General features: G+C 66.3%; 26 protein-coding genes. 12 read left to right on the forward strand and 14 right to left on the reverse strand.

What is annotated here, in order from left to right:
- The first annotated feature begins 63 nt into the window (after window positions 1-63).
- Window positions 64-660 (forward strand): poly-gamma-glutamate hydrolase family protein, encoded by a 597-nt coding sequence (locus MUG98_RS01170; RefSeq protein ID WP_265110359.1) that lies wholly within the window; start codon window positions 64-66, stop codon window positions 658-660.
- On the opposite strand, the gene MUG98_RS01175 is transcribed toward MUG98_RS01170, so the two are convergent.
- Window positions 657-1,637 carry a purine nucleoside permease gene (locus tag MUG98_RS01175; RefSeq protein ID WP_265110360.1) on the reverse strand — a complete coding sequence of 327 codons (981 nt, stop codon included), beginning with the start codon at window positions 1,635-1,637 and terminating at the stop codon, window positions 657-659. The two genes, MUG98_RS01170 and MUG98_RS01175, sit on opposite strands and share 4 nt — an antisense overlap.
- Before the next feature lie 97 nt (window positions 1,638-1,734).
- Between MUG98_RS01175 and MUG98_RS01180 the strand changes: the two genes are divergently transcribed.
- Window positions 1,735-2,304 carry a SprT family zinc-dependent metalloprotease gene (locus tag MUG98_RS01180; protein ID WP_265110361.1) on the forward strand — a complete coding sequence of 190 codons (570 nt, stop codon included), beginning with the start codon at window positions 1,735-1,737 and terminating at the stop codon, window positions 2,302-2,304.
- A gap of 60 nt (window positions 2,305-2,364) precedes the next feature.
- A complete protein-coding gene (locus MUG98_RS01185) occupies window positions 2,365-2,907 on the forward strand; it encodes a hypothetical protein (protein ID WP_265110362.1) in 543 nt (180 codons plus the stop codon).
- 40 nt (window positions 2,908-2,947) lie between these two features.
- Here MUG98_RS01185 and MUG98_RS01190 read toward each other — a convergent pair whose 3' ends face one another.
- Window positions 2,948-3,619, reverse strand: a complete 672-nt coding sequence (locus MUG98_RS01190) for an HAD family hydrolase (RefSeq protein ID WP_265110363.1) — start codon at window positions 3,617-3,619, stop codon at window positions 2,948-2,950.
- A 151-nt stretch (window positions 3,620-3,770) separates the two neighbouring features.
- Here MUG98_RS01190 and MUG98_RS01195 point away from each other — a divergent pair, with 151 nt between their 5' ends.
- Window positions 3,771-4,637, forward strand: a complete 867-nt coding sequence (locus MUG98_RS01195; RefSeq protein WP_265110364.1) for an HFX_2341 family transcriptional regulator domain-containing protein — start codon at window positions 3,771-3,773, stop codon at window positions 4,635-4,637.
- Window positions 4,638-4,673: 36 nt separating this feature from the next.
- Here MUG98_RS01195 and MUG98_RS01200 read toward each other — a convergent pair whose 3' ends face one another.
- A complete protein-coding gene (locus MUG98_RS01200) occupies window positions 4,674-5,258 on the reverse strand; it encodes a hypothetical protein (RefSeq protein ID WP_265110365.1) in 585 nt (194 codons plus the stop codon).
- 228 nt (window positions 5,259-5,486) lie between these two features.
- Between MUG98_RS01200 and MUG98_RS01205 the strand changes: the two genes are divergently transcribed.
- The gene (locus MUG98_RS01205) at window positions 5,487-6,668 is read left to right on the forward strand and encodes a 3-dehydroquinate synthase II (protein ID WP_265110366.1); all 1,182 of its coding nucleotides are present in this window, start codon (window positions 5,487-5,489) and stop codon (window positions 6,666-6,668) included.
- Window positions 6,669-6,883: 215 nt separating this feature from the next.
- Entirely contained in the window at window positions 6,884-8,113 is a 1,230-nt protein-coding gene (locus MUG98_RS01210; RefSeq protein WP_265110367.1) for an NADH dehydrogenase subunit, read from the forward strand.
- A 73-nt stretch (window positions 8,114-8,186) separates the two neighbouring features.
- Here MUG98_RS01210 and MUG98_RS01215 read toward each other — a convergent pair whose 3' ends face one another.
- The 4 genes from MUG98_RS01215 to MUG98_RS01230 all read right to left on the reverse strand — a co-directional run bounded on the left by MUG98_RS01215 (window position 8,187) and on the right by MUG98_RS01230 (window position 10,755).
- Window positions 8,187-8,348: a DUF7331 family protein gene (locus tag MUG98_RS01215; protein ID WP_265110368.1), complete on the reverse strand. Its 162-nt coding sequence runs from the start codon at window positions 8,346-8,348 to the stop codon at window positions 8,187-8,189.
- Window positions 8,349-8,460: 112 nt separating this feature from the next.
- Window positions 8,461-8,898 (reverse strand): zinc ribbon domain-containing protein, encoded by a 438-nt coding sequence (locus tag MUG98_RS01220; RefSeq protein ID WP_265110369.1) that lies wholly within the window; start codon window positions 8,896-8,898, stop codon window positions 8,461-8,463.
- Between the two features lie 110 nt (window positions 8,899-9,008).
- Window positions 9,009-9,695 carry a type I 3-dehydroquinate dehydratase gene (locus MUG98_RS01225; RefSeq protein ID WP_265110370.1) on the reverse strand — a complete coding sequence of 229 codons (687 nt, stop codon included), beginning with the start codon at window positions 9,693-9,695 and terminating at the stop codon, window positions 9,009-9,011.
- Window positions 9,696-9,774: 79 nt separating this feature from the next.
- The gene (locus MUG98_RS01230) at window positions 9,775-10,755 is read right to left on the reverse strand and encodes a transcription initiation factor IIB (RefSeq protein WP_265110371.1); all 981 of its coding nucleotides are present in this window, start codon (window positions 10,753-10,755) and stop codon (window positions 9,775-9,777) included.
- Window positions 10,756-10,974: 219 nt separating this feature from the next.
- Between MUG98_RS01230 and yjjX the strand changes: the two genes are divergently transcribed.
- The 3 genes from yjjX to MUG98_RS01245 all read left to right on the forward strand — a co-directional run bounded on the left by yjjX (window position 10,975) and on the right by MUG98_RS01245 (window position 12,695).
- Window positions 10,975-11,493 carry an inosine/xanthosine triphosphatase gene (gene yjjX, locus MUG98_RS01235; protein WP_265110372.1) on the forward strand — a complete coding sequence of 173 codons (519 nt, stop codon included), beginning with the start codon at window positions 10,975-10,977 and terminating at the stop codon, window positions 11,491-11,493.
- A gap of 205 nt (window positions 11,494-11,698) precedes the next feature.
- Window positions 11,699-11,920 carry a DUF7123 family protein gene (locus MUG98_RS01240; RefSeq protein ID WP_265112531.1) on the forward strand — a complete coding sequence of 74 codons (222 nt, stop codon included), beginning with the start codon at window positions 11,699-11,701 and terminating at the stop codon, window positions 11,918-11,920.
- Window positions 11,921-12,026: 106 nt separating this feature from the next.
- The gene (locus tag MUG98_RS01245) at window positions 12,027-12,695 is read left to right on the forward strand and encodes an HAD family hydrolase (protein ID WP_265110373.1); all 669 of its coding nucleotides are present in this window, start codon (window positions 12,027-12,029) and stop codon (window positions 12,693-12,695) included.
- A 47-nt stretch (window positions 12,696-12,742) separates the two neighbouring features.
- Here MUG98_RS01245 and MUG98_RS01250 read toward each other — a convergent pair whose 3' ends face one another.
- The 6 genes from MUG98_RS01250 to pyk form a co-directional block, all read right to left on the reverse strand.
- Entirely contained in the window at window positions 12,743-13,360 is a 618-nt protein-coding gene (locus tag MUG98_RS01250; protein ID WP_265110374.1) for a winged helix-turn-helix transcriptional regulator, read from the reverse strand.
- A gap of 84 nt (window positions 13,361-13,444) precedes the next feature.
- Window positions 13,445-14,590 carry an SPFH domain-containing protein gene (locus MUG98_RS01255; protein WP_265110375.1) on the reverse strand — a complete coding sequence of 382 codons (1,146 nt, stop codon included), beginning with the start codon at window positions 14,588-14,590 and terminating at the stop codon, window positions 13,445-13,447.
- A 243-nt stretch (window positions 14,591-14,833) separates the two neighbouring features.
- Window positions 14,834-16,006 (reverse strand): SPFH domain-containing protein, encoded by a 1,173-nt coding sequence (locus MUG98_RS01260; RefSeq protein WP_265110376.1) that lies wholly within the window; start codon window positions 16,004-16,006, stop codon window positions 14,834-14,836.
- Between the two features lie 106 nt (window positions 16,007-16,112).
- The gene (locus tag MUG98_RS01265; protein WP_265110377.1) at window positions 16,113-16,712 is read right to left on the reverse strand and encodes an NfeD family protein; all 600 of its coding nucleotides are present in this window, start codon (window positions 16,710-16,712) and stop codon (window positions 16,113-16,115) included.
- A 56-nt stretch (window positions 16,713-16,768) separates the two neighbouring features.
- Window positions 16,769-17,191, reverse strand: a complete 423-nt coding sequence (locus MUG98_RS01270) for a DUF7312 domain-containing protein (RefSeq protein WP_265110378.1) — start codon at window positions 17,189-17,191, stop codon at window positions 16,769-16,771.
- A gap of 80 nt (window positions 17,192-17,271) precedes the next feature.
- Entirely contained in the window at window positions 17,272-19,029 is a 1,758-nt protein-coding gene (pyk, locus tag MUG98_RS01275) for a pyruvate kinase (protein ID WP_265110379.1), read from the reverse strand.
- Between the two features lie 131 nt (window positions 19,030-19,160).
- Here pyk and MUG98_RS01280 point away from each other — a divergent pair, with 131 nt between their 5' ends.
- Together MUG98_RS01280 and MUG98_RS01285 are read left to right on the forward strand one after the other, a co-directional pair.
- Complete coding sequence (locus MUG98_RS01280) at window positions 19,161-19,448, forward strand: GYD domain-containing protein (protein WP_265110380.1); 288 nt, start codon at window positions 19,161-19,163, stop codon at window positions 19,446-19,448.
- Window positions 19,449-19,547: 99 nt separating this feature from the next.
- A complete protein-coding gene (locus tag MUG98_RS01285; RefSeq protein ID WP_265110381.1) occupies window positions 19,548-21,266 on the forward strand; it encodes a formate--tetrahydrofolate ligase in 1,719 nt (572 codons plus the stop codon).
- Between the two features lie 4 nt (window positions 21,267-21,270).
- Here MUG98_RS01285 and metG read toward each other — a convergent pair whose 3' ends face one another.
- Window positions 21,271-23,373 (reverse strand): methionine--tRNA ligase, encoded by a 2,103-nt coding sequence (gene metG, locus MUG98_RS01290; RefSeq protein WP_265110382.1) that lies wholly within the window; start codon window positions 23,371-23,373, stop codon window positions 21,271-21,273.
- 258 nt (window positions 23,374-23,631) lie between these two features.
- Between metG and MUG98_RS01295 the strand changes: the two genes are divergently transcribed.
- Complete coding sequence (locus MUG98_RS01295) at window positions 23,632-24,978, forward strand: sodium-dependent transporter (protein ID WP_265110383.1); 1,347 nt, start codon at window positions 23,632-23,634, stop codon at window positions 24,976-24,978.
- Window positions 24,979-25,265: the final 287 nt, after the last annotated feature.

Here is a 25,265-nt window from a genome sequence, read left to right on the forward strand (position 1 = left end):
CGCTCTACCGCTGAACTCCACACCGGCCAAGGATTATTCTAACTCGCGGCGTATTCCCAGCGCGTGACCCGATCGACGTTCCGAACGCGTCTCCTCGAGCGCACCGAGACGGGACGGCTCACGGAACTGCTGTACGACGATGGCGTCACCGACGAGGTGCTGGTCTGTGCCGCCCACGGCGGTCGCGTCGAGCCGGGAACCGCCGAACAGGCCGTCGAACTGGCGGCTCGGCTCCCGAACGCCAGTTGCTGGGCCTGTCTCGGCTACGACGAGGCGAACCGCGAGTTCGATCTGTGGCACCCGCCCTCCTCGGCCATTGCGCCCGACGAGTACCCCCTGCTCGGAGAGATCGCCGATCGCGGCTTCGAGACCGTGATCAGCCTTCACGGCCTCGGCGACGATCGCGTGGTCGTCGGAGGTGCGATCGACGGCGCGATCAAACGGCGGGTCGCCGATCGGCTCGACGGGACCGTCACGGCTCCCGTCGACGCCGTTTCGGACGGACCGTACGGCGGCGTCAGCCCGGCGAACTTCGTCAACTGGCTCGCAGCCGGCGATCGGGGCGGGATTCAGATCGAGCAGAGCCTGCCGGTCCGGACGAGGGAAGCCGACGCCGTCGTCTCCGCCCTCGAGTCGCTCGTCCGCGAGGAGACGCTCTAGACCGGTGGCTCCGAACTGTCGGCCCGGATTCCGATCGGGTCCGTCGCCACGAGTTCCTCGACGATCGCCGACCCGACTCGCTCGGCGTTGTCGACGGCCAGGGCGAGGCTCGCCTCGGTCCCGTCGAAACTCTCCTCGACTGACTCGCCGGGCGGCGATCGATCGTAGTTCGCGATCGCCCGCACGCTCAGGTAGCGATCGAGCAGGCCGAACCGTTCGAGCGCGGTCGCCGTCGCGGCGTCTTCCATCTGGGTGGTCGCGTAAGGCCCAGCGTCGTACTGGTCGCAGAGCCACTCGACCTCGCGCGCGTAGCGGGGGCCGTGCCAGAACTCGTCGCCACAGACCGTCGTTCCGGTGGTGACGATCGGCCCCGCATCCGGTGCGGTCGGATACTCGCCCTGGTACTCGCGGGCCAACGGGTCCTCGCGGAGGTCGACTTCCCGGGCCGCGGCGATCCCGTCCTCGAGGAGTCGGTCGTCGATGTGCCAGACGTAGTCCCGGGGTCGATAGTTGAGGAGGTCGATCGGCCGATCGTCGCTCGCGTCGATCGTTTCCGAGGGGTCTCCGGTCCCCGACGCCGATCGATCCCAGCGGTGTTTCCGATCCCAGTCGACGACGGCGTCGGCGACGACCACCGAACCGAGGGCGGCAGCGTCCGGTGGGGCACCCCCGATCCCCGCCGTGACGACGTACGCCGCGTCGAGGTCGACGCCGGGTGCCGCGAGCAGCGCCGCCGTCGTCGTCGCGGCGTCGCTCTTGCCGATCCCGGTGGTCGTGACGGCGACGCCGTCGGCCGTGAGGTACAGCGGCGTCTCCGCTCCCGGGATCGACAGGGCGTCGACGATATCGTGTCGCTCGAGCCAGGGCTCGCGTTCGTTCAGCGGCGGTTCGCCGACCGCGGGCAGGACCAGCGCGGCCGGTTCCGCGGGATCGTCCGGGTCGGGATCGCGCGGCGCCGGGAGCGTCCGATCGGTCATGTCCGATCGGTCGTCTCGGGTGCGCAAAGGACCTCCGGAGTCGACCGGGACCCGTCGGACCGGAAGAATTTCGGTTCCGGTCTTCCTTGCTCGGCCCGTGACCGACGGCGAGTACACGATCGCGGACGAGATCGTCGCGCGGGCGCGGATCCACGCCCGAAAGGTTCTCGACGAGCGCGAGTTGCCGGTCGATCGCGACGCCCTCGAGTGGACCGTTTCCGAGCGGGCGCGGCGTCGTGCGGGGGCGTGCCGGTGGCATCCCGATCGCGAAACCGCCACGATCGTGCTCGCTCGGCGGGCCTACGGGGAATACGACTGGCCGGAGTTCGCGGCGGTCGTCCGACACGAACTCGTCCACGCCTGGGAGTTTCAGCAGTTCGGCGAGTCCGGCCACGGTCCCCGATTTCGCGACCGGGCGGCGGCGCTCGACGCGCCGCGTCACTGCCGATCGTTCTCGGAGCCGCGGTACGTGCTCCGGTGTCGAGACGAGGACTGCGAGTGGCGGGCGAAGCGCCACCGCGCCTCGAAGCCGGTGAAAGCGCCCGATCGGTACCGCTGTGGCGTCTGCGGCGGGTCCTACGAGGTCGAACACGTCGCGAGCGGCCGGACGTGGGCGACCGCGAGCGGCTACGGCGGCGCGAAGGCCGCGCTGGGAGCGGAGTGGTGAGCGCACGATAGCGACGCGAGGCACGGAACACTTATTCCGCCGTCGCTTGCAGGTCCATTCATGGGGATACTCGAGTTGATGCTGGGGAAGTCGTCGGCGGGCGACGGTGCGTCCATGGTGAACTCGTACGTACTCGCCCAGGAGACCCACGACGAAGTGTACCCGGTCGCCGTGCGCCGGGCGGAGATCGAGGCGTTTCGGGAGGCGACCGACGCCCTCGAGGCCGCACCGTCGCTCGAGGAGAACAGGGACGAACTGGAGCAGGTGTTCGAGGGCTTCGGAGACGACGCCGCGATCGACGTCGACGAACTCGTCGAGCGGACCCGATCGCCACGGCGTGCGATCGAGCCGCTGGTCGAGACGTGGGACGAACAGGTCCCCGACGGGACCGACGTCGGCGTCGTCTACCTTCCGCCCGGTCGCGCGGACGACGTCCGGTCGTTCGTCAGCGTCTGCAAGCAGCGTGATGACTACGAGCACGACCCGTTCGAACTGCCGGATAGCTTCGACGACGTCGCGACTCTGCTGAAGCGTCTCGAGGACGCCGCGGCCGGCCAGTACCGGGCCGTCGTTCACACCGACCTCGTCCCTTCGCGCGAGTAAGCGATCGACCGTACTCGCTTTCGATCCGTCGCCCGGTCGCTCAGACGATCCGCTCGAACGTCTCGAGCGACGCGAGTTCGTACGTCGGTTCGTGGGCTGTCGACCGGCCGTGGCCGGTGTCGATCCACGCCGAATCGATTCCCATCGCGTTCGCACCCGCGACGTCGGCGTGCAGGGAGTCGCCGACGTGGATCGCCCGATCGGGGGCCGCCTCGAGCGACGAGAGGGCGCGCTCGAACGGTGCCGTGTCGGGTTTCGGGTAGATGCCGGCACTCGGCTCGGTGAACACCCGCACGTCGAAGGCGTCCTCGATGTCGAGGGCCCGGAGTTTCTTCGTCTGCGTCTCGCGGCCGCCGTTGGTGATGAGTCCGACCCGGCCGCGCTCGCGAGCGTACTCGAGGGCGGCTTCGGCTCCGGGTTTGAACTGGACGGCGGTCGGATCCCGCAGTTCGAGATACCGGTTCGCGAGCGTCGACGAGACGCCAGGGTCGACGTTCGCGCGGGTCGCGACTTCGGCAAAGAGGTGCTCGTAGAACTCGCGATCGGTTTCGGTCGTCGACAGCGACGGCACGGCTGCGCGAAGATCCGCGGGCGTACAGAACCGGTCGACCCCGGCCCGATCGAAGGTTCGCTCGAGGAGCGTCCCGGCGTCCCGGCTGGGCTCGCACAGCGTACTGTCGAGATCGAAACAGATCGCGTCGTACGCGGCCATTCGACCGTGTTAGGGCGGCCAGCGTTCTCAACCTTTCGCAAAGCGATCGACCGAGTTTCGGCGCGACCGGTGCGACGTCGGTCGATCAGTGAACGTCGTCTACCGCTGACGTTTCGATGCCTACTATAGTCCTCCCGCTCCCTGTCGGCGTATGGACGTCGTCAAGCGAGTCCACATCGTCCCGGTGGGCTACGAGTTCGATCGGATCCTGGAACCGATTCGGGACCAGCGGGCCGATCTGGTGTACTTACTCGAGGGCGATAGCGCCGACGGTGCGACGGACGACGACCGACGGGACGAGGTCGGTAGTGGAGCCACCGAGCGAAGCGCGACGGCGACGGCGGACTATCACGACGAGTTGCGCACCGAACTCGAGTCGATCGTCCCCGAGGTTCGGACCTGGGAGTGTGATCTGACGGACGTCTACGCCGTCCTCGGTGAGGTGACGACGATCGCCGACGAGCACGCCGACGATCAGGTGTACGTCAACGTCTCCGGGGCGGGCACGATTTCCGCGATCGGCGCGACGATCGCCTGTATGGACGTTTCGACGGACGCCCACGCCTACTACGTCGAGCCGTCGGCGTACGCCCACGACGGGACGTCCGAACCGATCTCGTTCGGCGTCGACGAGATCGAAGAGGTGCCGACCTATCCGATCGAGTCGCCGACGCCCGACCAGGTCGCGATCATGGAGTTTCTCTCCGAACCGGCCGCGTGGGACGGGTTCCACGACGACCGGACGGCCCCTCCCAAGAAGAAAGACCTCATCGAGTACGCCCGGGACCACGAACTCTCCTTCATGGCCGATCGGCGCTCGCCGGACGAGCGCTCCGGCGAGGACAAGGGCGCGTTCCGCGTGCTGGATACCCACGTCCTCGAACCGCTCGCCGAGGACGGCTACGTCACGATCGAGTCGGTCGGACGTCGGCGCGTCGTCGAGTTGACCGAGCGGGGCGAAAACGCCTACCGGGCGTTTCGACACAAGGTCGTAGACGACGCGGGCGAGCCGCGGTAGGACACGGGCGTCAGCGGGGAAACTGGCCAGGACGGTTCAGTCGGCGTCGTGGACCAGCGCGTACAGTTTCGTCCCCAGTCGGGCGAACTCGAGGTCGGCTTCGAGCCGCTCGACGTGGTCGCGAAGCGCCGCCGCGTCGAGTCCCGGGAACTCGCGATCGGTTCGGGTGTCGAGGTGGCTGCTCGCGCGTGCGAGCAGGAAGGGCGCAGCGTCAGCGAGGCGCGAGCCCGGGAGCTCGGGGCCAGCGTTGCGGCCGCGCTCGACCGCGGCCAGGACCTCACGGGCCACGATGAGCGTCCGTCGCAGCGACCGGATCTCGTCGGCGTCCGCGGGCGGCGTCAGGTACCGCGTCTGCAGTTCGTCGGCCGCGACGACGCGGTCCGGATCGACGTCGAACGCGGCCGCGAGCCGCTCGCGTTCGAGATCGCCGACGTCGGTACGGCGAGCGGCGAGCCGGACGGCTCCCAGCACGGCCGCCGGCCGGCCGTACTCGAGGGCCGCCAGCTCACCCGCGTGGTCGAACACCGCTCGCGCGACCTCGGCTACGGATTCCACCTCGAGCCGGTAGGCGGCGCAGTCGATCGTCAGTTCGGCGTCAGTTTCGAGGTGGCGCTGACCCATATTCGACCGATCGGCCGAACGGATATTATCAACTTCTGAGAAAGTATCTAAACTATCGTTACTATCGCAAGTATCGGTACTATCGATTCTGAGTTGACGATACTGACGATCGAACGGAGCGCCGGAGAGCAGTGGTTCCGATCGGATCCCGGGGGTCGATCCCCCGCAGCGTCTGACGTTCCTGCGGGATTCGCCACGTTCAAGCCGATTCCCTCCGAGTGTCGTGATATGACGAGAGCTGTCTGGGTCAAGGCCGACGACGCCGTCGGCGACTGGGACGATCGCCGGGCGCGGATCACCGCCGCGCTCGAGGCGGGTGCGGACTGGGTACTGGTCGACGAGGACGACGTCGAACGCGTTCGCGAACTCGGTGACATCAACGTCGCGGCGTTTCGCACCGACGGCGACGTGACGCTGGTCGACGACGCCGAGAGCGACGACGAACCGGGCGCACAGCCCGACGCCATCGTCGTCGGGAAGGAAGGCGAAGGCGACGCGACGATCGACCTCCCCGAGGACTTCTCGGGCTCTGCCGACCTCTCGACGCTGCGTCGCGACGGCGACCTCGACCGGGGCGCGTACGTGCGCATCCTCGGGAAGGAGTACGAGGCGTTCGCCGAGACGGCCGCCGAGGAGGCCGATCACACGATCGTCGTCGGCGAGGACTGGACGATCATCCCGCTGGAGAACCTGATCGCCCGGATCGGCGAGGAGACCGACCTCGTCGCGGGCGTGACGAGCGCCGAAGAAGCGAGAACGGCCTTCGAAACCCTCGAAATCGGTGCCGACGCCGTCCTGCTCGACTCGGACGACCCCGACGAGATCCGGGGAACGGTCGAGATTCGCGACGAGGCCGAACGCGAGTCGCTCGACCTCGAGTACGCCGAAGTGCTCGACGTCGAACGCGTCGGCAGCGCCGACCGGGTCTGCGTGGATACGGGTAGCCTGCTCGAACACGACGAGGGAATGCTCGTCGGATCGATGGCCCGCGGCCTCGTGTTCGTCCACGCCGAGACGGCCGAGTCGCCGTACGTGGCCTCGCGGCCGTTCCGGGTCAACGCGGGGGCCGTCCACGCGTACGTTCGCACCCCCGACGGGGGAACGAAGTACCTCTCGGAACTGCAAAGTGGCGACGAGGTCCAGGTGGTCGACACCGACGGGAACACCCGCGAAGCGATCGTCGGCCGGGTCAAGATCGAACAGCGGCCGATGTTCCGAATCGCTCTCGAGACCCGGGCGGGGGATCGGGTCGAGACGTTGCTCCAGAATGCGGAGACGATCAAGGTGGCGACCAGCGAGGGGCGGACGGCAGTCACCGATCTCGAGGCCGGCGACGAACTCCTGCTGTACTACGAGGACACCGCGCGACACTTCGGCGAGGCCGTCGAGGAGAGTATCATCGAGAAGTAGTGGGGTCGCGCGACGTCTCGCTCAGCCAACACCGGGTAATGGTATCATACTACATACTGTCGGGGCGGCCGACGAGGCTCTCCGGTTCGAGTGACTAATCCGCAAATAGTTACCCATAATCACACCTAAAATCCTTTTAATGCGTAGAAATTCCAGTATTTTACGTCATCTGTTGCCAAATACTATGCGAATTGGTGTCGTTGAACACTGTGGCCATGAGCGTCACTCGAGAACGGCTTCGACAGCTGGAACTGCCCGAGTTCGCGGTGACACTCCGCAACGCCGGCCTGGCCGGTGCCGGCGGTGCCGGGTTCCCCACCTACGCCAAGTGGGAGCGACTGGACGAAGTCGACTCCCTGCTGGTCAACCATCAGGAGAGCGAACCGAACTACTACATCGACAAGTGGCTGGGCCGCGATCGAACCGAGGACCTGGCGACCCTGTTCGAGGGTCTGCTCGATCGGGCGTTCGACCGGATCGTGATCGCCGCCAAGGAGACCGACCGCCAGGCGTGGCTGAAACCGCTCGAGACGGCCACCGACGCCACGGTCTACGAACCGGACGAGTTGCCGGTCGACGACGACGAGACGGGGATCGTCGTGGCGTACACCGACGACCGGTACGAGTACGGGATGGAGAGCGTCCTCATGCGCCTCGTCGCGGACGTCGTCATGGGTGGCGACGACCTCCCGATGGATCACGGCTGGATCGTCCAGAACACGGAGACGCTCCTGAACGTTTCCCGGGCGCTCGCCGACGGCGAGCCGATGACCCGGAAGTTCGTCCACGTCGACGGCCGGGTTCCGCGCCACCGCTTCCTCGAGGTGCCGATCGGGACGCCCGCGACGGATCTCCTCGAGGCCGCGGGCCGAACGGACGACCTCGACGAGAACGAGGTGTTGCTAGACGGCGGCCCGGGGTGGTCGTTCGAGATCGATCGCTCACCCGAGCAGTTCGGCGTGCGCAAGCGAACGAACTGCCTGCTGGTGATGGAGGAATCCGTCGTCGAGGAGAACAAACTCGGGGGGGACCGGGTCAACGTCCTCGCGCCGGCGGCCTGGAAGGAGAGCGTCCACGAGACGGAACCGACCGAGACGCTCGAGCCCGATCGAGTCACGGTGCCGCTGATCACCAACCCCGCGTTCGAGGGCGTCGTCACGCCGAGCGAACCGATCGTCCGGCCGGGTGACGAACTCGAGGCCGGCGAAATGATCGCCCGACCGGGTGACGGCATCAGCGTCGCCCAGCACGCCCCGATCGACGGGACCGTCACCGGCGTCGAAGACCGGTCGATCACGATCGACGGCCACGACGAACCGGCGAGGGAGGCGGCCGACGCGTACCGGATCTACTGGACGTGGTGTGCCGAGTGCGGGCGCTACCTGCCGGAACCGAAGCTCGAAGCCACCGACTCGTCGACGTTCGTCTGCAGTCGCTGTCGGTGACGTCGTCGCCGCTCGTCGGTCGCGTTCGAGGGCCGATCGACGTCGCCAGAGGGGACCTTCTTCGTCCCCGAGGCTACCGCCGACAGGGAACCAGTTCGGTCGAACGGATCCAGGCGGCCGGGTTCGATCGATCACAGATGACCGTGCCGCCGTCGTCTTCGTAGCTCACGTACTGGTCGAACCGGGCCGATTGCACCGCGGGCTGCTGGTCCGGCGTGGAGAGTTGATCAGTCATTGGGAATGTGTCGCGATCGGCGTCGCTGGTTTCCGTATCCGCGGGCCGCGGAAAAAGGCTCCGTGGAAGTACTACTAGTGTGGTTATATCCCGCGCGGATCGTTCCCCCGCCTCAGGAACGCGTCGGTTCGTCCTCTCGCTCGTCGACTGCCGGTGATTCGAGGCGGGTCGTACACCAGTGACAGAACGTGAGATCCTCGTCGAGTTCCTTGCCACACTCGGGACAGGTCGGGCCGTCCCCGGTGTCCGCCGCGTTGGGCGGGAACCCCATCGCCCGGAAGGTCGCGTCGATCGTGGCAAACAGCACGATAAACATGAGGACGAACCGCCTCAACGTGGTGGTTTCCTCGGTGACGACGTCCATGCCGTCGGTCACCGTGTCGGCGGCCGCGATCTGCTCGGCAGGCAGGAGGACCACGAACGCCGAGAGGAAGAGGCCCGAAAAGATCAGTGCGCGGATCCAGTCCCGGATGAGGGCGTGACCCGCACCGGGCATGACCACGGAGAGACCGGCGGCGGCGAGCGCGCGAAGCCACGTGAGCCACGTCATTGTAGGGTGGTAGGGGACCCCCGCCCTTAACATTCCGATTTCGATTGCAGTTTCGACGACGGATCCGTTAGCGCTGGGCCCGGTCCCGGTGCCGGACGTCGCAACGACGATCAGGAGAGTCGGGCGACGAGTCGCGAGAGCGTCTCGAGATCGTACTGCCCCGGCGCAGTCGCCTCCTCGGGATCGACGGGTGCGTACCCGATTCGGGACCCGTACACCGGCGCCACCGCGCGCGTGTGGCTCCCCACTTCTCCCATCGCCATCGTCGCCACGGCGTCGCCGTGGGCCGTCAACTGTTCCGTCGCCGAGAGCAGGGCGAGCGTGTCGGCTTTCGACGCCGCGGTCACGGCCAGCTTCGCGACGTCGCCGTACTTGCCGGCCTCGGTCAGCGTTCGAACCAGCTCTCGCCGCGGTGGTGTCTCCTCGAAGTCGTGGGACGAGACGACGATCGAGACGTCGCGCTCGCGCGCCGTCTCGAGGAGGTCGTCGGCGTCGCCGTCGAGAACCGCCGCGAGTTCGACGTCGATCGCTTCGACGGCGTCGTTCGTCGTCGCGTCGGCGAGCGCGTCGAGGCGGCCGTCGTCACTGCCCTCCCATTCACCGCCCTCCCACTCGGCACGATTCGTTGCGAGGATCGGCAGGTCGCCGTCGTACGTCTCGAGTGCAGCAAGCGGGTCGTCGGCGAGGTCCATCCGGTACTCGATCGCGTCAGCGTGCTCGCGGGCGATCGGATCGTCGGCGTCCGCGAGATCGGCAGTCGAGGCTGCGAGGACGAACGAGTCGAAGTCCAGTGACATCGATGGTCGATACTGTGTACGACGGGGCGAAAAACGGTGTCGTTCCGGCGCGTTTCGCGGTGGATTCGCGTCCGCAGCCTTACGCCAGGCCGAGCGTCTCCTCGGCCTCGAGCAGTTCGTGGTAGCGGTTCCGGATCGTGACCTCGGAGATGTCGGCGACGTCGCTGACGGCCGCCTGCGTGGTCTTCTCGTTGGTCAGCAGGGCTGCGGCGTAGACCGCCGCGGCGGCGAGGCCGACCGGCGACTTGCCGCTGTGGACGCCCTTCTCCTTCGCGTTCTGGAGCAGGCCTCGCGCGCGGTGTTCGGCCTCGTCCGAGAGGTCGAGTCCCGACGCGAACCGCGGCACGTAACTCTCGGGATCGGCCGGCTGGACCTCTAATCCCAGCTCTCGCACCACGTAGCGGTAGGTGCGGGCGATCTCGTTTTTCTCGACGCGGGAGACGTCGGCGATCTCGTCGAGCGAGCGGGGGACGCCGGCCTGGCGGGCGGCGGCGTAGACGCAGGAGGTCGAGACCCCTTCGATGGAGCGACCGGGGAGGAGGTCCTCGTCGAGCGCGCGGCGGTAGATGACCGACGCGGTCTCGCGGACGTTCGTCGGCAGTCCGAGCGCACTCGCCATCCGATCGATCTCGCCGAGGGCCTGCTTGAGGTTGCGCTCCTTGGAGTCGCGGGTGCGGAACCGCTCGTTCCACTTGCGCAGGCGCTGCATCTTCTCGCGCTGGCGCGATCCCAGCGAGTTGCCGTAGGCGTCTTTGTTGCGCCAGTCGATGTTCGTGGACAGCCCCTTGTCGTGCATCGTGTTCGTGGTGGGGGCGCCCACGCGGGACTTCTCGTTCTTTTCGGTGGCGTCGAACGCGCGCCACTCCGGCCCGCGGTCCACGGAGTCCTCCTCGACGACGAGCCCACAGTCCTCACAGACGGTTTCGCCGTGCTCGTCGTCGACGACGAGATTACCCGCACACTCCGGACACGCGAGGGCGTTTTCCTCCTGCTCGGTCGTTTCTTCCGTCGTTTCCCCTTCGGTTCGCCGTACTCTGGTATTCGATGGTGCGTTTGTCATTGCGATGGCGAGTGCTGTCCGGCCGAACCAGTCGCAAAAGCCGGACGGATTCGTTATCTACCTCGTTCAGACAGACACGGTTTAACAGTTTCGAAATACCGGCCCGACAACGCTCGAAAACGGGTAATTCGTCGGAACTGGTATGAAAGATGTAAACATTCGATCGGGCGATCGATCGCGAAACGTGGCAATCAAACCTCCCCGGTGGGAATCCCGACCATGAACGTCGCCGTCGGGAGCACGAACCCGGTCAAGGTCGCGGCCGTCGAACGGACACTCGATCGATTCGATCCGACCGTCACCGCCGTCGCGGTCGACTCCGGCGTCCCCGAACAGCCGTGGTCGATCGAGGAGACCGTTACGGGAGCAGAGAACCGCGCACGCCGCGCACGTGCTGCGACGGACGCGACCTACGGCGTCGGACTGGAAGGCGGCGTCGCCCGACTCGACGGCGTGCAGGGACTCTCGCTGATCATGTGGGCCGCCGCGACCGACGGTCAACGCCTCGTGCGCGGCGGCGGACCGACGCTTCGCTTACCCGACCGGGTCGCGTCGCGACTCGAGGACGGCGAGGAACTCGGGCCGGTCATGGACGACGTCCTCGGCACCGAGAACGTCGCCGAGTCGGAGGGTGCCATCGGCGTGCTCACGGACGGCATGACCGATCGGACGCGGGCGCTCGGCGAGGCCGTCGCCTGTGCGTTCGGGCCATTCGTTCGATCGACGCACGATCCGTAGGTAGGGTGACGTTACGCCCTCGAAACAGTCCCGGAATCCGAATTGTCGTCGGACCGAATGAATTAACCGGCCGTACCAACGCGTCCTTTCCGTCGAATTATTCCACGATTACTATCCGGGAAAACCGAAAGACAGCGACGGGTTAGCCTCGCGTACCAAACCCCCTAAGGGTGACGCTGGCCTCCATTCGAGTATGAGCACTGCAATGGCCCCCGACCTCACGACCAAACAGCGGCAAATTCTCCAGTACCTCCGGGAGAACGCGGCGACGAAGACGTACTTCAAGTCGCGGCTCATCGGGAAAGAGCTCGGGATGACGGCCAAGGAGGTCGGTGCGAACATCACCGCACTCCAGGAGGGCGACTACGAGGTCGAGATCGAAAAGTGGGGTTACTCCTCGAGTACGACCTGGAAAGTCGACGTTTGAGTCCGACGACGTACGCGACTCGTCCCCGGCCTTTCCAGTTCGCACCGTCGTAGCGCCGGCAGTGATTCCGAACCGTCTTTTTCGCTGGCGTCCACAGTGTGGAGACATGGAACCGGTCCTTTTCGACATGGACGGGGTCATCCTCGAGGGCCCCCGGACCGACCCGCAGGTCTACGACGAGGCCGCAGACGCCGCCCTCGCTGACCTCGGTGCCGACCCGACGCCAGCCCAGCGACGGACGCTCCGCCGTCACGATCTCGAGGGCGTCGAGGCTGCGTGTACGGACCTGGGAATCGACTCCGATCGATTCTGGCGGCTGAAAGAACACTATGCCTCCGTGGGCACTCACGAACGGATCCGATCGGGCGACCGTCGACTTTACGACGACGTCGACGCCATCGCCGACCTGGCGGCACGAACGCCGATCGGATTGGTCACCAACAATCGCCACGAGACGGCCGCGTTCGTCGCCGACCACCTGGAAACCGAGTTCGGAGCCTCGTTCGACGTCGTCCACGGGCGGGACCCGACGTTCGAAGGCTATCGGCGACGAAAGCCGGACCCCTACTACGTCGAGCGCGCCCTCACCGACCTCGATTCCGATCGGGGCGTCTACGTCGGCGACTTCCCGAAAGACGTGTCCGCAGGAACCGCGGCCGGCCTCGAGACGGCCTTTCTGCGTCGGCCACACAACCGGGATCTCGCGTGTCCCGCGGACGCGACCGTCGAACTCGAATCGCTGTCGGAGGTCGGTGACGTCGCCTCGATCGACTGAGTGCGACGGTGCGCGCGGCCGGCCGGATCGATCGCCGGGTCGGCACCTCAGCCGCTGTATTCGAGGTGCTGATCGGCGTTCTGTGCCAGCGTCATCGCCCGTCGACCGAAGGAGTCGGCGTGACGGACGATCAAGAGCAACACCGTTTCCGGGCGTTCGACCGCGTAGCCGTCGTCGCGCGAGAGGAGGTCCGCCTCCTCGAGTTCGCCGGCGTACTTGCTCACGGTCGGCGGTGACACCTCGAGTGCGTCCGCGAGGTCGCCGGCAGTGGCGTCGGGGTCTCTGAGGAGTTCGATCAGCATTCCGCGGGGCGTCGATCGGCGGAGATAGCCCAGCGCGTCTTTTTCGAACTCGTCGAACCGGTTCGCCAGGACGAACCGTTTGTAGTCGCCGTCGCTGTATCGCTCGATCGCGCCGGCCTCTTCGAGCTGGCGCAGGTGGTGCTGGGTTTCACCCGTTCCGAGCCGGAGGTCGTCCCGGATCTTCGAGAAGTGGGCCCCGGGCGTCGTCGAGAGGTAGCCCGCGATGGCGTCGCGGGCGTCGCTCTCACCGGTCTCGGCGCTCGCCGTCTCGGAAAACCGGGCGAGCGGAGCGGTGGCCCCGAGCGCGGCGAATCGGCGAAGAGTAGCCCGTTTGTCGTCGTCGACCCCGTCGGGCGATACCATTGTGTCTCTACGACCGAAGATGAGCCGAGCCGTAAAACCGGTTTCGCTCCACTTCGGTCACCGAGTCGGGACTGTCTCGCGACGCTAGGTGCGACCGCCCTCGTTCCCGTCGGCGGCCGATCGTCCCTCGAGTTGTGCATCGGCAGCCTGGTCGGCGTCGGAAATCGCCGCCGTCTCTTTGCCTTCTTTGATCGCCCGGGCCTGTTTCTCCATGGCTTCGACGTCCATGTCGGCCTCCTCGTCGATCTCGCCGATGATCTCGGCGATGTCGTCGAGCCCGATCAGTTCGCGGGTCTCCTCGTCGAACTCGAGGCTCTCGAGTTGGCCGTCCCGTTCCTGGACGTCGCTGCCGGTGAGGTGTTTCCCGTAGCGGCCGATCATCGAGGACAGTTCCTGGGGCAGGACGAACGTCGTCGACTCGCTCCCACCGATCTCGGTCAGGGCGTCCATCCCCTTGTCGATCACCGCGCGTTCGCCCATGGATTCCGCTGCACGCGCACGGAGAACCGTCGAGATGGCGTCACCCTGTGCCTCGAGGATCTGGCTCTGTTTCTCCCCCTGAGCGCGGATGATCTGGCTCTGCTTCTCACCTTCGGCCTTCTCGACGGCGCTGCGGCGTTCACCCTGCGCCTCGAGGATCATCGCGCGCCGGCGCCGTTCGGCCGAGGTCTGTTTCTCCATCGCCTCCTGGACGTCTCTGGTCGGGTTGACCTCGCGGACCTCGACGCTCTCGACGCGGATCCCCCACTCGTCGGTCGGCCCGTCGAGTTCCGTCCGGATTCTGGTATTGATCTCCTGGCGCTTGTTGAGCGTGTCGTCCAGTTCCATGTCGCCCAGCACGGCACGCAGCGTCGTCTGGGCGAGGTTCGAGGTCGCCCGCTTGTAGTCGTCGACCTCGAGGAAGGCCCGCTTCGCGTCCATCACCTTGATGTAGACGATGGCGTCGGCGGTGACGGGCGAGTTGTCCCGCGTGATTGCCTCCTGGCGGGGCACGTCCAGCGTCTGCGTGCGCATGTCGTAGCTGTAGGTCCGCGAGACGAACGGCGGCACGACGTTGATTCCCGGCTCGAGCAGTTTCCGGTATTCGCCTAGTACCGTCAGCGCCTGCTTCTCGTAGGCGTCGACGATGACGATCGAACTGCGCAGTACGACGGGGACGAGCAACAGGACGAGGATACCGATCAGCAGGCCGGCAGCCGTCGCCACGAACAGCGGCGTTCCCGAAAGCATACCGTTACCACTGAAATGATACTGTAAAAACATTTCCTTCCGATCGTTCCGGGCGACGGCGACCGATTCGCGCGGACGAAAACGATCGGGGCAGGGATGGACGGTCGTCGATGCCGGGAGAGAAACCGGTCCCTGGATCCGGGCACGTCGGGCGCGGGCCTTGGTCAGGTGTGGGAGGCGTCGATCGGACCGGATTCGTCGGGCGCGGCCCTGGCCCCGAGACGGTCCGGTGGGACCGGCCGATCAGTCGTTCGCACTCGATCCGTCGGCGTCGCCCGCGGACGCGTCGGACCCGCCGTCAGTCTGCCCCTGGAAGTCCTGGTCCATCTCCTCGATGACCTGATCCGGGTCCGCGATGTTTGCCGGGTCCTTCCCTTCCTTGATCGCCTGGGCCTCTTGCTCCATGGCTTCGACGTCCATGTCGGCCTCCTCGTCGATCTCGCCGATGATCTCGGCGATGTCGTCGAGCCCGATCAGTTCGCGGGTCTCCTCGTCGAACTCGAGGCTCTCGAGCTGGCCGTCCTGTTCCTGGACGTCGCTGCCGGTGAGGTGCTTGCCGTAGCGGCCGATCATCGAGGACAGTTCCTGGGGCAGGACGAACGTCGTCGACTCGCTCCCACCGATCTCGGTCAGGGCGTCCATTCCCTTGTCGATGACGGCCCGCTCGCCCATCGACTCCGCGGAGCGGGCGCGCAGCACGGTCGAGATGGCGTCACCCTGTGCCTCGAGGATCTGGCTCTGTTTCTCCCCCTGGGCGCGGATGATGTCGGACTGCTTGTCACCTTCGGCCTTCTCGACGGCGCTGCGACGTTCGCCCTGCGCCTCGAGGATCATGGCACGGCGTTTCCGTTCCGCGGAGGTCTGTTGCTCCATCGCACGCTGGACGTCCTTCGAGGGGTTGACCTCGCGGACCTCGACGCTCTCGACGCGGATCCCCCACTCGTCGGTGGGTTCGTCCAGTTCCTGACGGATCTTCGCATTGATCTCCTGGCGCTTGTTGAGCGTGTCGTCCAGTTCCATGTCGCCCAGCACGGCACGCAGCGTCGTCTGGGCGAGGTTCGAGACGGCCTTCTTGTAGTCGTCGACCTCGAGGAAGGCCTTCTTCGCGTCCATCACCTTGATGTAGACGACGGCGTCGGCGGTGACCGGCGAGTTGTCCCGCGTGATCGCCTCCTGGCGGGGCACGTCCAGCGTCTGCGTGCGCATGTCGAACCGGTACGTTTTCGAGACGAACGGCGGCACCCAGTTGATCCCGGGTTCCAGCAACTTCCGGTACTCGCCGAACACCGTCAGCGCGCGCTTCTCGTAGGCGTCGACGATCTCGATTGCACTGAGCAGTGCGGCGATAACGACAACCAGAACGAGAGCACCGATGAACAGCAGGGCACCACCGGTTTGCAGTGGGAGTAGTTCCATAGTTCGGTGTTACGGTGGGGGGGTGAAAAGCGTTCCCTTGTCTCGTTGACATCTGGACGAGCGCGCCCGATCGGGCTCCGGTCGGCAGGGATTCGGGAGGACGGGATCAGTCGGAACTGCTCGATTCGGTTTCTGTCGCCGACTCGTCGGACTCGCCGGTCGCGGTCGACTCCTCGGAGTCGGGTTCGGAGTCGGCGGCCGATTCCCGCGCGAGCGCCCGATCGATCTCGTCTTCGCCGATCGCGCCGAGGGACTCGACCGTGAGTACGTTGCCGCCGCCGGGGTCGAGGACGATGATCTCCTCGCCCTCGTCGATCGTTCCGCTCGTCGTTCGTGCGCTGTAGTAGGGTGCGAATCCGCCTTCGTCGAGTTTGACCTCGCCGCCGCGGGTCGTGACGGGTTCGGTGACGTAGCCCGTCGAACCGGCCAGCGAGTTCGAATCCGACGTCTGTGCCGTCCCCTTCCCGCCGTAGAAGTCGAATTCGCGGTAGACGTAGGTCGCCGCGATCCCGATGGCGAGCGTCAGCGCGGCCAGTACGAGCACGTTGGCCGCGGGCGGGAAGAGCATCCCGACGAGCCCCGCCCCGACGAGCGCGATCCCGATGACGATGAAGTGCGCCCCCGGGGAGAGGGCCTCCAGCCCCATCAGGACGAGCCCCGCCGTCAGCAACGCGAGGGGCATATTTTCCAAGAGGAGTTCGAGCATACGAACAGCTAGGGTCTCAGCCCGATTAAAGGTTTATTGGACAGGCAGGGCGGAATTCATCCAAGTGGAAGCGCCAGCAGTCGGATAATGACCAGCACCATCGCGATCGCGCCGAGCAGGACGAAGATCGCGTGTTCGAGGTCGGGATCGCCGGGTTCGATCCGTGCCGAACTCGGTTCGGGGACGTACCCTTCGTCGGCCGCGTCCGCGGACTCGTCGTCCGACCCGGAGAGGTCGATCGGAATCCGATCGCGGTCGCCCCGGTCGTCGTCACTGGCGCGATCGGTCCCGTCGTCCGCGTCACGTCGGTTCGGTTCGCCCGTCGGGTCGTCCTCGACGGCTTCGAACGTCGCCGTGTCGTCGTTCCGGTCGTTGCGGTCGGTGTTCCAGTCCGACGCCGTGACGTCCGGTGGTTCTTCCGACTGCACGTCTCGTCCGTCCCGGTCGTCGCGGTCGTCACCGGACGCGTCGTCTGCCATACGCTCGCGTAGGACGGCCGCGGCCAAAAATCCGTGGTCCGAGCGCGGGTTCGGCGGACGCGATTCGCGACGGTCCGGGCTCAGGACCGATCGGTCCGGTCCTGGGTATCGCCGCCGTAGACGACGCCGCGTTCGGCGTCGAGGGTCACGGTCCGGCCGTCGCCTTCGTCCGTGAGGTCCGCACCGCTGATCATCGGAATCCCCATCTCGCGGGCGACCAGCGACGGGTAGCCGGTCATGCCTCGCTGGGCGTCGACGATTCCGCCGATCTTCGTGAGGTCGCCCTCGAACTCGTCGTCGAACTCGGACGGCACCGCGAGGATGGCTCCGTCCGGAATCCCGGAGAGGTCCCCGTCCCGGATCGACACGAGCGGGCCGGAGGACCGGCCCTCGACGACCACGCGGCCGGTCGTCAGCGCCTCCGCGGCGACGTGGACCTTGAGCATGTTCGTCGTGTTCGCACCCTCGAGTTCGGTCATCATCCCGCAGAGGACGACGACCGTGTCGCCGCTCTCCGCCACGCCGGCGTCCAGTGCCGCCTGGACCGCTTTCTCGACGACGGCACCGGCCCCCTGGTCGGAGACGTTGGCGTACAGCGGCGTCACGCCCCAGGAGAGCGCGAGTTGCCGACGCACGCTGTGGCTCGGCGTGGACGCGACGACCGGCACGCCGGGGCGGTACTTCGCCGTTTTCAGCGCCGTATAGCCGGATTCGGTCGCCGCCACGATCGCGTCCGCGCCGATGTCCCGCGCCAGGAACCGGGCCGATCGAGCCAGCGCGTCCGTCCGCGCGTCGCCCGACGCGGGCACGCGCTGTTCGAGCGTCTCGGCGTACTCCGCGGACCCTTCGACCTCGCGAATGATGCTGTTCATGGCGCTGACGACCTCGGGAGGGTGGTCGCCGATCGCGGTCTCCGCGGACAGCATGACGGCGTCGGTACCGTCGAGGACGGCGTTGGCGACGTCCGACGCTTCCGCGCGCGTCGGCCGGCGCGCGTGGACCATCGAGTCGAGCATCTCCGTGGCCGTGATGACCGGCTTGCCCGCCTCGTGGCACTTGCGGATGATCCGCTTCTGGATCATCGGCACGTACTCCATCGGACACTCGACGCCGAGGTCGCCCCGGGCGACCATGACCCCGTAGGAGGCATCGATGATCTCGTCCAGGTTGTCGACCGCGCCGGCCCGTTCGATCTTCGCGACGATCGGGATCTCGGCGCCGAGTTCCTCCAAGACCTCGCTGACCTCGTAGATGTCCTCGGCGTCCCTAACGAAACTCGCCGCGACGAAGTCGACGTCCTTCTCGGCGGCGAGTTCGAGGTCCATCCGATCGGATTCGGTGACGACGTCGAGATCGAGATCGACGCCGGGGACGTTGACCCCCTTGCGGCCCCCGAGGTCGCCGCCCGTGTCGACCCGGGCGCGGATGTGACCGTCCTCCTGTCCGAGAACTGTCGTCTCGATCAGGCCGTCGTCGAGCAGGATGCGATCGCCGGCCTCGACGGCGTCGATCGGCAGTGACAGGCCGATCCGATCGGGGGTGGCCTCCTCGCCCTCGGCGAAGACGATCTCGGAACCGGTCTCCAGGTGGACCGTCTCGCCGTCGGGAAGCGGTGCGGTTCGGATCTCGGGGCCCTGCATGTCGAGCATGACGGCGACGGGTTCGTCGCGTTCGTCGTCGACGGCCCGAACACGATCGATCAGTTCTGCCCGGTCCTCGCGGGTACCGTGGCTCGCGTTCAGTCGGGCGACGGACATGCCCGCGTCGGCGAGACTGCGGATCGCCGACCTGGTGTTCGAGGCCGGCCCCAGGGTACAGACGATCTTCGCGTTTCTCATGTCGGTTTCTATCGCGGGCACCGGCAAAAAGATAGGTGATTCACTCGAATTTGAGTTTATTTCGAAGGATACTATCAGCGGCCGTCCTGTGCCACGCCAACCGTTTTCCATCGTCTCGTGAAGCCTGACGTATGCCCACCTACGCCTCGCTGATCGAACTCGGCGATCGGGACGTTCAGAACGCCCAGGAGATGGCCTCGATCTGGGGCGAGATCCAGACCGAGTTCGAACAACACAACGCCGAACTGCTGGACTCGTACGCGATCCTCGGGGCACACGACTTCCTCGTCCTGTTCGAGGCGGCAGACAACGAGGCGGGCTTCAAGTGTGCGCTGACGCTCCGTCGCCACGGGCTCGAGGGCCAGACCATGGAGATCGTCGACACCGACGACTTCTCGAACCTGGTCGACGAGATCTGATCGGGCCGCCGGCCGAGACGATCGACGACGGTCACGTTCGTTCCCGCGCCGTGGTAATCGTGACCCAGGTTTGACCGGGAAGACGGCGTACCAGCCACTATGAGCACACACTCTCCCGAGCGATCGATGCCGTCGGACGCCGAAATCGCGAGCGCGGCGACCGAACGTCCGATCGAGGACGTGGCCGCCGCGCTCGGTCTCGAGCCCGCCGATCTCGATCGGTACGGGGATCGCGTCGCCAAGCTCACGGCCGAGACGACCCGACGGCTCACCGAGCGATCGACGGCCGACGCCCGATACGTCCTCGTCACCGGCATGACGCCGACGCCACGCGGCGAGGGGAAGACGGTGACGAACGTCGGCCTCGCACAGGCGTTCGATCGGCTCGGCAAGACCGCCGTCGCGGCGATCCGCGAACCCTCACTCGGGCCGGTGTTCGGGATCAAGGGCGGCGCGGCCGGCGGCGGCTATTCCCAGGTCCTTCCGATGGAGGACATCAACCTGCACTTCACGGGCGACCTCCACGCGGTCACGGCCGCACACAACCTGATTTCGGCGACGCTCGACAACCACGTCCATCAGGGGAACGACCTCGGCGTCGACCCCACCGAGGTCGTCTGGCCGCGGGCGATCGACGCCAACGATCGGGCGCTGCGCGACCTCGTCGTCGGACTCGGAGGCTCGGCGAACGGACGGCCTCGCGAGGACGGATTCGTCCTGACGGCGGCATCGGAGCTGATGGCCGTTCTCTGTCTGGCCGACGGTATCGCCGACCTGAAAGATCGGATCGGCAGGATCGTCGTCGCCTACGACGCCGACGACGACCCCGTCACCGTCGACGACCTCGGCGTAACCGGCGCGGTCGCCGTGCTGCTCAAGGACGCATTCCGGCCCAACGTCGTCGGAACGATCGAGGGAACGCCGGCGTTCGTCCACGGGGGCCCGTTCGCGAACATCGCTCACGGAACGAACTCGATCGTCGCGGACCGGGTCGGCGGCGCACTCGCCGACTACGTCGTCACGGAGGCCGGCTTCGGTGCGGACCTCGGGGCCGAGAAGTTCTTCGACATCGTCGCTCCGGCCGCCGGCATCGAGCCCGCAGCCGCGACGCTGGTCGTCTCCGTCCGCGCGCTCAAGTACCACGGCAAGGACATGTGGCCCGTCGAGTTCGAGGCCCTCGAAGAGCCCGACGTCGACGCCGTCCGCGCCGGCTTCGAGAACCTCGATCGGCACGTGGCAGTCCTCGAATCGTTCGGGGTTCCCGTCGTCGTCGCCGTCAACCGGTTCCCCGGGGACGCGGACGACGAAGTCGACGCGATCCTCGAACACTGTCGGGAGACCCTCGGCGTCCGGGCCGCCGAATCGACGGTCTACCGGGACGGCGGCGACGGTGGGATCGACCTCGCGAAGGCGATCGACGACGCCGTCGACGAGCACAGCGACGACTTCGAACCGCTATACGACCAGGACGCGCCGGTCGCCGAGAAGATCGAGACGGTCGCGACCCGCGTCTACGGTGCGGACGGCGTCACCTTCACGGAGGACGCCCGCGCGGATCTCGATCGACTCGAATCGATCGGAATCGCGGACGCCCCGGTCTGTCTCTCGAAGACGCCGTACTCGTTCAGCGACGATCCGTCGAAAAACGGCGTGCCGGAGGGCTGGGAGCTGACGGTCCGGGAACTCCGACCCTCGGCAGGCGCGGGGTTCGTCGTCGCGCTCACCGGTGACGTCCTCACGATGCCCGGCCTCCCGTCGGATCCGGCTGCACTCGAGATCGACCTCGAGGCAGATGGGACCGTGACGGGACTGTTCTAGATCGCTACCGGATTTTCTCGCCGATCGCGGCGTCGTCGTGGGTCGTCAGCAGGTCGGCCTCGTCGCCGGCCGCGAGGATCATGCCGTTGGACTCGACGCCGAACAACTCTGCGGGTTCCATGTTCGCCAGCAGGACGCACTTCTGGCCCGGGAGTTCTTCGAGGTCGTGGAGTTGCTTGATTCCCGCGACCACCTGCCGGGTCTCGAACCCGATGTCGACTTCGAGGCGTGCGAGGTCGTCCGCGCCCTCGATCCCCTCGGCGTCCTCGATCCGCCCGACGCGGATGTCCAGGTCCTGGAAGTCCTTGAATCCGATGCGATCCTCGAGTAGCGGCTCGAGATCGTCCGTGTCTGCCATGGACGTGGATTCGTCCGCGGCGGTGTCGTCGCTTTCGGTTTCCTCGTCCGCGTCGCCATCGTCCGATGCGGCTTCGACGCGCGCTTCGAGTTTCTCGTTGAGTTCCGCGACCCGGTCGTCCTCGATCTTCGCGAACAGTTCGCCGGGTTCGTCGAAGGTCCGGGGTGGTGCCTCGAGGGCGTCCTCGAGGTGGGCGTCCGCGATTTCGCCTTCCTCGCCGAGTTGCTCCCAGAGCCCCTGGGCCTTGTCGGGTACGATCGGCTCCAGGAGGACGCCGACGGCTTTGGCGATCTGGACGCAGTCGCGGATGACCTGCGCCGCTTCCTCGGGATTCTCGTCCGTGAGCTTCCAGGGTTCGTTGCGCTGGATGTACTCGTTTCCGAACTGGGCTAGCTGGACGGCCGCCTGGCCGACCCCGCGCGTGGAGTAGTCGTTGACGCTCTCGCGCACGTCGCCGATCGCGCCCTCGATGCGCTCGCGGACCGCTTCGGAGACGTCGGCCTCCGGCGTCCCCTCGTAGTTCCGGTAGGCAAAGAGCAGCGATCGGTACCAGAAGTTGCCCACCGTGCCGACGAGTTCGCCGTTGACCTTCTCCTGGAAGGCGTCCCAGGAGAAGTCGACGTCCTGCTGAAGGCCGCCGGTCGTCGTCAGGTAGTACCGAAGCAGGTCCGGGTGGAACCCTTCCTCGAGGTACTCTTTCGCCCAGATGGCGCGGTTTCGGCTGGTCGAGAGTCCCTTGCCGTTGATCGTGATGAAGCCGGTCGCGGCGACCCCGCGCGGGGCGGTGTAGCCGGCCCCTTCGAGCATCGCGGGCCAGAAGATCGTGTGGTGCTGGATGATGTCCCGGCCGATGACGTGCACGATTTCGCCGTCATCGCGCCAGACCTGCTCCCAGTCGTACTCCTCGGTCCCGACGCGTTCGGAGTACTGTTTCGTGCTCGAGATGTATTCGATGGGAGCGTCGACCCAGACGTAGAGGACGAGGTCCGACTCGCCGTCGCTGTCGGTTTCTGGGTAGTCGATCCCCCAGTCCATGTCCCGCGTGATACACCAGTCCTGCAGTCCGTCCTCGATCCACTGGCGCGGCTGGTTTCGGGCGTTCGAGGTTCCCTCGAGGCCATCGAGGAACTCGGTGAGGTAGTCCGCGAACTCCGAAACCTCGAAGAACTTGTGGGTGCGATCGCGGTACTCCGCCGGGTTCCCCGTGATCGTACTGGTCGGGTCCTCGACCTCGCCGGGTTCGAGGTGGCGCTGACAGCCCTCGTCACACTCGTCGCCGCGGGCCTTCGCGCCGCAGTAGGGACAGGTCCCCTCGACGTACCGATCGGGGAGGTACTGGTCGGCCTCGGGATCGTAGGCGACCTGGATCTCTTTCTCGTAGATGTACCCCTCCTCGTCCAGCGTGCGGACGATGTCCTGGGTGAGTTCGGTGTTGGTCTCGTCGTGAGTGTGACCGTAGTTGTCGAACTCGACGTTGAACTGCGGGAACGTCTCCTCGTACTGCTCGTGCCACTCCAGCGCGAAGTCCTCCGGGTCGACGCCCTCCTGTTCGGCGTTGACGGCGACCGGCGTGCCGTGCATGTCAGACCCGCAGACGTAGGCCGATTGCTGGCCCAGCGTCTCGAGGGCACGGTTGAACGCGTCTGCGCCGATGTAGCCACGGAGGTGACCGATGTGGAGGTCGCCGTTCGCGTACGGCAACCCGCAGGTCACGACCGCGGGCGTCTCCGTCGGAAAGTCGTTGCTCATATGCGTCATGAGTGGGTGCCGGGCGTAAAACCCGCCGGTTTTCGATCGATGGGAAGCGGCCGGACGCCACCGACCGGGATCCGGATCGGCCGTCGGTACCGGTCGATACGGTCTCGTCAGATCAAACGAACTGCATATTATATTTACAGAAACTCATTTTCGGAAACGTGTGATATACCTCACATAACGCGCGAATACGGCGATTACTCGCGTGGACGATTCAGAGGACTTTTGATAAATACGGTGAAACCGAGTGGTATGAGTTCAATCGATATTCCGCGCGAGCAGTGGGCGACCCGGGCAGGATTCATCCTGGCCGCCGTTGGTAGCGCAGTCGGACTCGGAAACATCTGGCGGTTCCCGTTCCTGACGGCCGAATCGGGTGGCGCAGTGTTCGTGCTCGTCTACCTGTTTCTCGTCGCGCTCATCGGGCTTCCGGTGATGCTCGTCGAGTTCGTCATCGGCCGGCGGTCGGAGCGGAACCCGATCGGCGCGTTCAGACGCCTCGGCCATCCGACCTGGAAGTTCGCCGGAGTGATAGGCGCGGTCGCCGGCTTCATCATCCTCTCGTACTACAGCGTCGTGGGCGGCTGGGTGCTCCAGTACATCGTCGCCAGCTTCACCGGCGGCTACGGTGGCGACGCGGAAGCGTTCTTCGTCGAGACCGCGACCGGGACGAACGCGATCATCTACCACGCTATCTTCATGGCGCTCGTGGCCGGCATCGTCTCCCTCGGCGTCCGCGACGGATTGGAGCGGGCGGCCAAGCTGATGGTGCCGAGCGTCATCGTGCTCCTCGTCGGCCTCGCCGTGTACGCCGCGACGCTCCCGAACACGGGCGCCGGGTACGAGTTCTACCTCTCGCCCAACGTCGACACGTTCGTCTCCGACGCCGTCGACATCCTGCCCGCCGCGGCCGGACAGGCGTTCTTCACGCTGTCGCTCGGCATGGGCGTGATGATCACCTACTCCTCCTACCTCGGCGAGAACCGGAACTTGCTCAACGATTCGCTCATCATCGTCGCGATCGACACGTTCATCGCGATCCTGGCGGGCTTCGTCGCCTTCCCGTTCCTCGCCTCCCAGGGCGTCGCCCTCGAAACCGGCGGTGGCGGCGCCGGCGCGGTCTTCATCAGCCTCGCGACAGCGTTCGAGACCATGCCGGCCGGAACGATCGTGGGCGGCATCTTCTTCATCATGCTGCTGATCGCCGCGCTGACCAGCGCGTTCAGCATCCTCGAAGTCGTCGTCTCGTTCGTCGTGGACACGTTCGACGTCGATCGCGTTCCGGCGACGCTCGGACTGGCGGCGATCATCTTCGTCGTGGGCATTCCGACCGCGACGGACCTGACGTACCTCAACACCTACGACCTGTTCGCGAACAACATCCTGCTCATCGTCGGCGGGCTGGTGCTCTCCATCTTCATCGGCTGGATCTACGCCCCCGACGCCCTCGACGAACTCGGGCAGGGGCGCGGCGGAAACGACGGCTTCGACGCGTACTGGATCAACGTCGTCCGGTTCGTCGTCCCGGTGGTGCTCCTCTACACGGTGTACCTCGCAATCCGGGAGTACATCACGTTCCTGCAGGGAACGTTCTTCTGATTCGGTAGACCGACCGAGTCAGATCGTCACCGTCCGCCCGATCGCGACGGGCGGAATCACAACCGATTCTCTCCGTTCGACGTACCCAAACAGAAGCTGACAGTACGGGCAGAGCAGTCGACGGTCCGAATAGCCGTCAGTACCGACGGCCGTCACGCCGCGCTCTCGTTCACGTTTCCGATCGTTCCCCGGCGATCGACGTTCACGGGCCCGTCGCCGCTTTCGCCGTCGGTGTTCTACTCTACTCGTCGGTCGGACCTCGATCGGCGTCCCAGATCGGCGGGAGC

It is taken from the genome of Halosolutus halophilus, assembly GCF_022869805.1.
In the GTDB taxonomy this organism is placed as follows: Archaea; Halobacteriota; Halobacteria; order Halobacteriales; family Natrialbaceae; genus Halosolutus; species Halosolutus halophilus.

Coding starts and splice junctions, on each gene's coding strand:
- metG (WP_265110382.1), bottom strand. CDS start 23,373: ATGAGCAACGACTTTCCGACGGAGACGCCCGCGGTCGTGACCTGCGGG.
- MUG98_RS01245 (WP_265110373.1), top strand. CDS start 12,027: ATGGAACCGGTCCTTTTCGACATGGACGGGGTCATCCTCGAGGGCCCC.
- MUG98_RS01265 (WP_265110377.1), bottom strand. CDS start 16,712: ATGCTCGAACTCCTCTTGGAAAATATGCCCCTCGCGTTGCTGACGGCG.
- MUG98_RS01175 (WP_265110360.1), bottom strand. CDS start 1,637: ATGACCGATCGGACGCTCCCGGCGCCGCGCGATCCCGACCCGGACGAT.
- MUG98_RS01295 (WP_265110383.1), top strand. CDS start 23,632: ATGAGTTCAATCGATATTCCGCGCGAGCAGTGGGCGACCCGGGCAGGA.
- MUG98_RS01270 (WP_265110378.1), bottom strand. CDS start 17,191: ATGGCAGACGACGCGTCCGGTGACGACCGCGACGACCGGGACGGACGA.
- MUG98_RS01185 (WP_265110362.1), top strand. CDS start 2,365: ATGGGGATACTCGAGTTGATGCTGGGGAAGTCGTCGGCGGGCGACGGT.
- MUG98_RS01280 (WP_265110380.1), top strand. CDS start 19,161: ATGCCCACCTACGCCTCGCTGATCGAACTCGGCGATCGGGACGTTCAG.
- MUG98_RS01255 (WP_265110375.1), bottom strand. CDS start 14,590: ATGCTTTCGGGAACGCCGCTGTTCGTGGCGACGGCTGCCGGCCTGCTG.
- pyk (WP_265110379.1), bottom strand. CDS start 19,029: ATGAGAAACGCGAAGATCGTCTGTACCCTGGGGCCGGCCTCGAACACC.
- MUG98_RS01205 (WP_265110366.1), top strand. CDS start 5,487: ATGACGAGAGCTGTCTGGGTCAAGGCCGACGACGCCGTCGGCGACTGG.
- MUG98_RS01240 (WP_265112531.1), top strand. CDS start 11,699: ATGGCCCCCGACCTCACGACCAAACAGCGGCAAATTCTCCAGTACCTC.
- MUG98_RS01220 (WP_265110369.1), bottom strand. CDS start 8,898: ATGACGTGGCTCACGTGGCTTCGCGCGCTCGCCGCCGCCGGTCTCTCC.
- MUG98_RS01190 (WP_265110363.1), bottom strand. CDS start 3,619: ATGGCCGCGTACGACGCGATCTGTTTCGATCTCGACAGTACGCTGTGC.
- yjjX (WP_265110372.1), top strand. CDS start 10,975: ATGAACGTCGCCGTCGGGAGCACGAACCCGGTCAAGGTCGCGGCCGTC.
- MUG98_RS01195 (WP_265110364.1), top strand. CDS start 3,771: ATGGACGTCGTCAAGCGAGTCCACATCGTCCCGGTGGGCTACGAGTTC.
- MUG98_RS01250 (WP_265110374.1), bottom strand. CDS start 13,360: ATGGTATCGCCCGACGGGGTCGACGACGACAAACGGGCTACTCTTCGC.
- MUG98_RS01200 (WP_265110365.1), bottom strand. CDS start 5,258: ATGGGTCAGCGCCACCTCGAAACTGACGCCGAACTGACGATCGACTGC.
- MUG98_RS01260 (WP_265110376.1), bottom strand. CDS start 16,006: ATGGAACTACTCCCACTGCAAACCGGTGGTGCCCTGCTGTTCATCGGT.
- MUG98_RS01225 (WP_265110370.1), bottom strand. CDS start 9,695: ATGTCACTGGACTTCGACTCGTTCGTCCTCGCAGCCTCGACTGCCGAT.
- MUG98_RS01210 (WP_265110367.1), top strand. CDS start 6,884: ATGAGCGTCACTCGAGAACGGCTTCGACAGCTGGAACTGCCCGAGTTC.
- MUG98_RS01215 (WP_265110368.1), bottom strand. CDS start 8,348: ATGACTGATCAACTCTCCACGCCGGACCAGCAGCCCGCGGTGCAATCG.
- MUG98_RS01230 (WP_265110371.1), bottom strand. CDS start 10,755: ATGACAAACGCACCATCGAATACCAGAGTACGGCGAACCGAAGGGGAA.
- MUG98_RS01285 (WP_265110381.1), top strand. CDS start 19,548: ATGAGCACACACTCTCCCGAGCGATCGATGCCGTCGGACGCCGAAATC.